The sequence below is a fragment of the Oleiagrimonas sp. genome, assembly GCF_027858935.1.
GTDB lineage: Bacteria > Pseudomonadota > Gammaproteobacteria > Xanthomonadales > Rhodanobacteraceae > Oleiagrimonas.
On sequence record NZ_JAQIBU010000306.1, the window covers coordinates 1 to 8,140 of the forward strand.

Consider the following 8,140-nt stretch of genomic DNA (forward strand, 5'->3'; position numbering starts at 1 on the left):
ATGGCTGCAACCGCCTGCCTCACGTCAATTCAGCGAAGAAGTCCTGGATCCGCTGCATGCCTGGTTCCAGCTGATCCGCGGGACAGGTATAGGAAATACGCAGACCGCGCGGTTCGCCGAACGCCGAGCCCGGCACGCAGGCCACGCCCTTCGATTCAAGCAGTGCCGCGCAAAGGTCCAAATCGTTTTCGATACGCTTGCCGTCATGGCTCTTGCCAAAGGCAAAGGAGATGTCCGGAAAGGCGTAGAACGCTCCCTGCGGGCGCGGGCAGACCACGCCATCGATGGCATTGAGCGCGTCCATCACCAGGTCGCGGCGGTGGGCGAATTCCTCGCACTTGGCCTGCGGCACGTCCTGCGGCCCGGAAAACGCGGCCAAAGCGGCCACGCTGGTGATCTCGGGCACATTGGTGATGTGGTTGGAATTGAGCGTGACCACGGCATTGGCGACCGTTTCGGGACCGGCCATCAGGCCCACGCGCCATCCGGGCATGCCATAGGTCTTGGACAGCGAGTCGACGAAGATCAAGCGGTCACGCAGTTCAGGACGGCTATGCAGGAAATTGTGGTAGCCCACGCCATCGAACACCATGCGATTGTAAATGTCGTCGGTGACGATCCAGGTCTCGGGATGCTTGACCAACACGTCCGCCAGCGCGGCGATCTCGTCCTTGGTATAGACCATCCCAGTCGGATTGGACGGATTGTTGAACAGGAACATTTTCGGCTTGCTGGCCAGCGCCTCGTCAAGCTGTTGCGGGCTGAGCTTGTAGCGCTGCTCGGGCGGGCATGGCAGCAGCTTGACCTTGGCGCCGAGGATCTCGGCAATGTCCACATAGCTGGTCCAGTACGGCGTCGGGAAAGCGATCTCGTCGCCCTCGTCCAGCAGGGCCTCGGCCAGGTTGTAGAGCATGTGCTTGGCGCCGATGGCCACGGCACAGTTCTGGTGGCCATAGCCTTCCAGGCCGCTGCCCTTCATGTGCTCGATGAAGGCATCCAGCAGCGCGGCGTTGCCGCGGTTGGATCCGTATTGCCCGGAGTCCTTGTCCAGCGAATCGCGAACGGCCTGGTACACGTGCGGACCCGGGAGGAAATTGGGTACGCCGATCGAAAAACTGATGATGTCTCGGCCTTCGGCCTTGAGCTTCTTGGCCTTGTCGGCGATCAGCATGATCGTGCTGGGCTTGGCACGACTCATACGCTGGGCGAGCTTGGGCATGGAGATCCTCACGCGGCGCGGTTGGGAAAGCGCTGATTTTATCACACGATCCGCCCGCTGCAGCCGCCTCGGGAAGATTCCCGAGGCGCTGCCTTGTTCAGCCCCGGCCCAAAAGGGCGCGGTTCAGGCGCCGATTTCGCGCAGTGGCTTGCCCGCCATCAGGTTACGCTCGATCTCCTCCAGCGACACGTCCTTGGTCTCGGGTATCAGGAAGAAGGTGAAGATCAAGAAGATCGCGTTGAGTGACGCGAACAGGCCGAACGTGGCTGCCGTGCCGATCCAATTGATCAGGCTGAGGAAGGTCACACCGACAATGAAGTTCACCACCCAGTTGGTGACAGTGGACACACCGATGCCGAAATCGCGGCCCTTGAGGGGCTGGATCTCCGAGCAGATGGCCCAGACCAGCGGACCGGCCGACATCGCAAATCCGACCACGAACAACAGCAGCATGGCGACGCTGAAGATCTGTTCTCCGGTGGTATGGATACCCAGGTGCATCATCACACCCACGCTGCCCCAGCCGATGGCCATGACCACGAAGCCGGCATACAGGATCGGCTTGCGGCCGATGCGGTCGACGAAGGCAATGGCAATGAAGGTTGCCAGCACGTTGGTGGCGCCAAGGATCACTGTGGTCCACATACCGGCAGAGCCGACAAAGCCCACATGCTCGAAAATGCGTGGCGCGTAGTACATCAGCACGTTGATGCCGGTCAGCTGCTGCACGATCTGCAGCATCACGCCCAATCCCACGGAACGCCGGAAATTGCTGTTGCTGAAGAACAGGTCCCAGCCTCGCTGCGGAATCTTGAGCTGCGCTTCGATCTCGCCTACTTCGCTATCCACGCTCGCTTCACTGGTGCGCAACTTGCGCAATACCTTGCGTGCATCGTCGCTGCGTCCGCGCATGACCAGCCAACGGGGGCTCTCTGGCAGCAGCATCACACCGAAAAAGAAGAGCAGGCCGGGAATCGCGATCACACCCAGCATCCAGCGCCAATTCCCGCTGTAGCTGAACCCGGTGTTGGACAGGAACGCGCCAAGGATGCCTATGGTGATCATCAGCTGGTAGGTCGAGATCATCGCGCCGCGGATCTTCTGCGGAGCCACCTCGGCCAGGTACATCGGCGCGGTGAATGCAGCCACGCCGATGGCCAGACCCAGCAGCAGGCGCGCCCCGACCAGGACCGCCGGCGACCAGGCCGCCGCGCAGAAAAGCGAACCGACCACGAAGAGAAAGGCGCTGATGATCAGCGCGCGCTTGCGCCCCAGCCTGGAGGAGATCCAGCCCGCGACTGCGGCACCGATGGTCGCCCCGAGCATCATGCTGCTGACGATCCATTCGATGTAGCTGTCACTGATCCCGAACTGGGCCTGGATCAGCTTCTCGGCACCGGAGATCACGCCAATGTCCAGTCCGAACATCAAGCCGGCCAACGCTGCCAGAAGATAGGTGAAGGTCGTGGTCTTGCGGACCGGAGCCGTTGCCGGCTGCGCGATGGTGTTCATTGGCGGATCCCCCCGAATGGTTGTTGTTTTATGGGCAATGCGCGAATCATCCTTCCCTGATGACGCATGCAAAGAAGTCAAGGCAGCCCCTGACGGGTCAGTACTCTGTGAAGCATACGAATGTACATGGGTTATATCCAGTTCATCAGCATGCCGCAGAATCGAGCCTGAATCCACGACTGGAGCAAGACCATGCACTGGATTGTACTGTTCGTCGTGGGCCTGATCGTCGGCATCGTGGCCAAGCTGCTGATGCCCGGCAATGATCCTGGTGGTTTCATCATCACGGCCCTGCTCGGCATCGCCGGCATGTTCCTGGGAGACTGGCTGGCTCGCGTCCTGAACATCCCTGTCAAAGGCGATCTGGGCGGCTTCATTGCCGGCGTGGTTGGCGCCGTCATCCTGCTGTTCCTGTACCGCCTGGCGTCCAGTCGACGATGACGCAGGATCCGAAGTTGCCCGGACCCGGGTATTGCACCCATGAAAAAGGGCGACCCAAAGGCCGCCCCTGATGCGTGAGCACGTGATGACTTTTCAACCGCGTGCGTCGAGCACCACATTCCAGTCCGCGACGCGTTCGCTCATCTTCTCAAGCAGCGCATCGACGTCACCTTCCAGCGTGATCTTTTCCAGCGCATCCCCCTGCTGAATGGCGTCCACCGTCGCCTGGTCCGTTTCATCCACAACCTTGCCGAACACGCTGTGCTTGCCGTCCAGCCACGGCGTGGCACCGTGGGTGATGAAGAACTGACTGCCGTTGGTCCCCGGCCCGGCATTGGCCATGGACAGCACGCCGGGACCATCGTGGCGCAGGCTGGCGTCGAATTCGTCCTCGAAGCGATAGCCGGGACCACCGCGACCGCTACCCTCGGGACAGCCGCCCTGGACCATGAAGTCGGAAATCACGCGGTGGAAATCCAGGCCGTCATAGAAGCCGCGGCGACTGAGGTTGACGAAATTGGCCACCGTCAGCGGTACCTTGTCGTCATGCAGGCGCACGCGGATCGGGCCGCGGGAGGTGTGGAACGTAGCTGTGATGCTCATACGCACGTGAATCCGTAGTGTAAATGTGAAAGTATAACCCCACTTGCACAAGCCCATAGACCGGCATGCAGGAACACAATGCATGCACATGGATTGTTCATGTAGACAGCGCGTGTTTCGCGTACAATAAGCCGCTTTACTCGCCCACAGGCGGCTCCACCGACAGGTTGGGCCGGTTTCGCATGTCCATCGAAAAGCTCCGCAACATCGCCATCGTCGCCCACGTCGACCATGGCAAGACCACCCTCGTCGACCAGCTGCTGAAGCAGTCGAGCACGCTTTCCGAGCGCGAGATCATCCCCGACCGGGTCATGGACTCCAATGACCTGGAAAAGGAACGCGGCATCACCATCCTGGCCAAGAACACGGCCATCCGCTGGACCGCGCCCGACGGCGAAACCTGGCGCATCAACATCGTCGACACTCCGGGCCATGCCGACTTCGGTGGCGAGGTCGAGCGCGTGTTGTCGATGGTCGACTCGGTGGTGGTGCTGGTCGATGCCTTCGACGGCCCCATGCCGCAGACGCGCTTCGTCACCCAGAAGGCGTTCGAGATGGGCTTCAAGCCGATCGTGGTGATCAACAAGGTTGATCGTCCGGGCGCGCGCCCGGACTGGGTGCTGAATGCCACCTTCGACCTGTTCGACCGCCTTGGCGCCAGCGACGAGCAGCTGGACTTTCCGGTGGTCTACGCTTCCGGCCTGCAGGGTTATGCTGGCATGGAGGAGAGCGTGCGCGAGGGCGACATGACCCCGCTGTTCCAGACCATCATCGACAAGGTCGCAGCGCCGACCGTGGATCCGGACGGCCCGTTCCAGATGCGCGTCAGCCAGCTCGATTACAACAGCTATGTCGGCGTGATCGGCATCGGTCGCGTCGAGCGCGGAACCGTGCGCACCAACATGCCGGTCAGCATCGTCGACCGCAACGGCAAGAAGCGCCAGGGCAAGGTGTTGCAGGTGCTCGGCTTCATGGGCCTGGAGCGCCACGAGGTCGAAAAGGCCAGCGCCGGCGACATCATCGCCATCTCCGGCATCGAGGACCTGAGTATTTCCGACACCGTGTGCGCGCTGGACAAGCCCGAAGGCCTGCCGGTGCTGACCGTGGACGAGCCGACCATCTCCATGACTTTCCAGGTCAACAACTCGCCGTTCTCGGGCAAGAAGGACGTCAGCGGCGGCAAGTTCATCACCAGCCGTCAGATCCGTGATCGCCTGGTGCGCGAGACGCTGCACAACGTGGCGCTGAAGGTCGAGGACACCGAGGATCCGGACAAGCTGAAGGTGTCCGGGCGCGGCGAGCTGCACCTTTCGATCCTGATCGAGACCATGCGTCGCGAAGGCTTCGAACTGGGCGTGTCGCGCCCCGAGGTCATCATCAAGGAAATCGGGGGCGTCCTGCAGGAGCCCTACGAACAGTTGGTGGTGGACCTTGAAGAAGCCTACCAGGGCGGCGTGATGGAGCGTCTGGGCCTGCGCAAGGGGCAACTGAAGAACATGGAGCCGGATGGACGCGGCCGCGTGCGCATGGAGTACTTGATCCCTGCGCGCGGCCTGATCGGCTTCCAGACCGAGTTCCGCACCTTGACCGCCGGCACCGGCCTGCTGTTCCACGTGTTCGACCATTACGGCCCGAAATCCGAAGGCACCATCGGCAAGCGCCAGAACGGCGTGCTGATCTCCAACGGCACGGGGCCGGCGCCAGCCTATGCGCTGTACAACCTGCAGGATCGCGGGCGCATGCTGATCGATGCCGGTGTGGAAATCTACGAAGGCCAGCTGGTCGGCATCCATTCCAAGGACAACGACCTCACGGTCAACGCCCTGCGCGGCAAGCAGCTGACCAACGTGCGCTCGTCGGGCAAGGATGACGCGCTGAGTCTGGTACCACCGGTACGGCTGTCGCTGGAGCAGGCACTGGAATTCATCGACGACGACGAGCTGGTCGAGGTGACACCGAAGGAAATCCGCCTGCGCAAGAAGCACCTGACAGAGAACGACCGCAAGCGGGCTTCGCGCGCGGCCTGAGCTCCCGCGCAGGTTGGGACGAGCCCCAACGAATCCCGACCTGCGCTTGAGCAAGCATCGCCCCGGAGCGCCCGAAGCCTTAGACTCGAAGGCATGACGACACCGGTACTGATGGCATGGAGCGGTGGCAAGGATTGCATGATGGCGCTCGAGCGCCTGCGCCAGGCTGGCGACTGGAACGTGGTCGGCCTGCTGACCACCGTGACCAAAAACTTCGACCGCGTGGCCATGCACGGCATCCGCCGCACACTGCTCGAGGCCCAGGCTACACAGCTCGACCTGCCGCTGATGACCGCACAGATCGAGTGGCCCAGCAGCAACGACGCTTATGAACAGGCCCATGCACAGGCACTCGGGGACGCCGCTGCGCGCTGGCCCGGCCTTTGCCACTGCGCCTATGGCGACCTGTACCTGGCCGACGTGCGTGCCTATCGCGAAAAACAGCTGTCGCGCGCCGGGTGGAAGGGCGTATTCCCGCTGTGGCAGGAGGACACGGCTGCACTGGCACGACGATTCATCGATGCGGGACATCGCGCAACGCTGGTATGCGTGGACACGACCCAACTGGACGCCACGTTCTGTGGCCGTGCATACACGGCCCAGCTGCTGGAAGACTTGCCCGGGTCGGTGGACGCGTGCGGAGAGAACGGTGAATTTCATACCCTGGTCCATGCTGGACCAGCCCTGCATGGCGACCTTCCGATCCGACGCGGAGAATCCCTCCTGCGCGACGGGCGCTTTCAGTACACCGACCTGCTTCTCGACGATGCCGGCTGAGCACGAGCCGATCCTTCCCGACATGCTGCGCCCCGGCCTGCGGCTGGTGTTCTGCGGAACCGCCGCCAGTCGCCGCTCGGCCCGGGAACGGGCCTACTACGCCCATCCCGGCAATGCTTTCTGGCGCACCCTGCATCAGGTTGGCATCACTCCTCGGCGTTTCGACCCGGGGGAATTTCCGCAGTTGCTCGCGTTGGGCATCGGGCTGACCGACCTGGCCAAGCACCACAGCGGAAACGACAACCAGTTGCCCGCAGGGGCCTTCGACGTGGATGCCTTGCGCGAGCGCATCAGCCGCGCAGCGCCACAAGCCGTGGCTTTCACCAGCAAGAATGCGGCACGCGCAGTGCTTGGACGCGGCGCGCTGGATTATGGTTGGCATGCGCAACGACTGGGCGAGACACGCCTGTATGTGCTGCCCTCGCCGTCGGGGCAGGCTCGCGCCGCCTGGCGCATCGAGCCCTGGCAGGACCTGTCGAACTGGCTGGCCCGGTCGCCCAGGGACATGCCCGCAGACGCATGAACCCGGGCCTGATTGTCCCGGGGTACACCACCTCACTGCAGCGGGATCGACCGGTACTTGCGCACTTCCTGCGGGGATACGGCTTCCGCGGCGTTGCCCCAGGATTGGCGGATGTAGCTGACCACTGCCGCCACCTGCCGATCACTGAGTTGCTGCATGAACGGCGGCATGGAATAGGGACGAGGGTAGGTCCTGGTGGTCGGCTCGAATCCTCCAAGCATCACCACGCGGACACAGTTGACCGGATTGGGAGACATCACCACGCTGTTTCCGGCCAGCTTCGGATACACATGAGGCACGCCCTGCCCGTGGTCCTGATGGCAGGCCGAACAGCGTCGATGGAAGATCCGCTTGCCCGCCGCGAGGAGTGCTTCGACTTCCTCCTGGGAAAGTGGTCCCCCGGACGCGGAATCATCCGGTTTCGAGCGGCTGGGGCGTCGCGGCAGGCTGCGCAGATAGTCCGCGATGGCGTACAGGTCCTTGTCGTCCAGATACTGCAGGCTGCCCTGCACCACATCCGCCATCGGACCGTAGGCGGTGCCCCTGGAGGAACGGCCCGTCTTGAGCAAATCGTGGATGTCCCGGGCACTCCATCCGGCCAGGCTGCCGTCCGATTCCACGCCGAGCCCTGGCGCATACCACCCCTCCACAGGGATCAAGCCGCCGCGCAGGTGCTGTCCGGACTTCTGCGCGCCCAGGACGTTGCGCGCCGTGTGACAGGCACTGCAGTGGCCGAGGCCCTTCACCAGATAGGCACCACGGTTCCATTGTGCACTCTTGTCCGGATCCGGCTTGAACACGCCGGGATCGAAATACAGCGCACGCCAAGCCAGGAGCAACGTGCGCAAGCTGAAGGGAAACCGCAACGACGGCGCATGGGTCACGCTGTGGACGGGATCGAGCGTGCGCAGGTAGACATACATGGCGTCAGCATCGGCACGCTTGACATGGGTATAGGCGGTGTAGGGAAAGGCGGGGTACAGCAGTCGCCCATGCCTGCCCTTGCCCTCGTGGAGAGCCGTCCAGAAGTCCTCTTCG

The 8,140-nt window shown here is 62.9% G+C and carries 8 protein-coding genes; 4 read left to right on the forward strand and 4 right to left on the reverse strand.

Features of this window, described 5'->3' with window-relative positions:
• Positions 1–19: 19 nt before the first annotated feature.
• Positions 20–1,219, reverse strand: a complete 1,200-nt coding sequence (locus PF446_RS11295) for a pyridoxal phosphate-dependent aminotransferase (RefSeq protein WP_298071633.1) — start codon at positions 1,217–1,219, stop codon at positions 20–22.
• Positions 1,220–1,342: 123 nt separating this feature from the next.
• Positions 1,343–2,731: a sugar porter family MFS transporter gene (locus PF446_RS11300; RefSeq protein WP_298071635.1), complete on the reverse strand. Its 1,389-nt coding sequence runs from the start codon at positions 2,729–2,731 to the stop codon at positions 1,343–1,345.
• Between the two features lie 192 nt (positions 2,732–2,923).
• Here PF446_RS11300 and PF446_RS11305 point away from each other — a divergent pair, with 192 nt between their 5' ends.
• Positions 2,924–3,172: a GlsB/YeaQ/YmgE family stress response membrane protein gene (locus PF446_RS11305; protein ID WP_298071637.1), complete on the forward strand. Its 249-nt coding sequence runs from the start codon at positions 2,924–2,926 to the stop codon at positions 3,170–3,172.
• 93 nt (positions 3,173–3,265) lie between these two features.
• On the opposite strand, the gene PF446_RS11310 is transcribed toward PF446_RS11305, so the two are convergent.
• Positions 3,266–3,775, reverse strand: a complete 510-nt coding sequence (locus PF446_RS11310) for a peptidylprolyl isomerase (protein WP_298071639.1) — start codon at positions 3,773–3,775, stop codon at positions 3,266–3,268.
• 182 nt (positions 3,776–3,957) lie between these two features.
• On the opposite strand from PF446_RS11310, the gene typA reads away from it, so the two are divergent.
• The 3 genes from typA (at position 3,958) to PF446_RS11325 (ending at position 7,102) form a co-directional block, all read left to right on the forward strand.
• Positions 3,958–5,802, forward strand: a complete 1,845-nt coding sequence (typA, locus tag PF446_RS11315; RefSeq protein WP_298071640.1) for a translational GTPase TypA — start codon at positions 3,958–3,960, stop codon at positions 5,800–5,802.
• A 93-nt stretch (positions 5,803–5,895) separates the two neighbouring features.
• Positions 5,896–6,579, forward strand: coding sequence for an ATP-binding protein (locus tag PF446_RS11320; protein ID WP_298071641.1), 684 nt, complete (start codon positions 5,896–5,898; stop codon positions 6,577–6,579).
• The gene (locus PF446_RS11325) at positions 6,569–7,102 is read left to right on the forward strand and encodes a mismatch-specific DNA-glycosylase (protein ID WP_298071643.1); all 534 of its coding nucleotides are present in this window, start codon (positions 6,569–6,571) and stop codon (positions 7,100–7,102) included. The genes PF446_RS11320 and PF446_RS11325 overlap by 11 nt, the downstream gene beginning before the upstream one ends.
• A 32-nt stretch (positions 7,103–7,134) precedes the next feature.
• Here the strand turns inward: PF446_RS11325 and PF446_RS11330 are convergent.
• Positions 7,135–8,140: cytochrome c (locus PF446_RS11330; RefSeq protein WP_298071645.1), on the reverse strand; the 1,006-nt coding region annotated here is incomplete at its 5' end.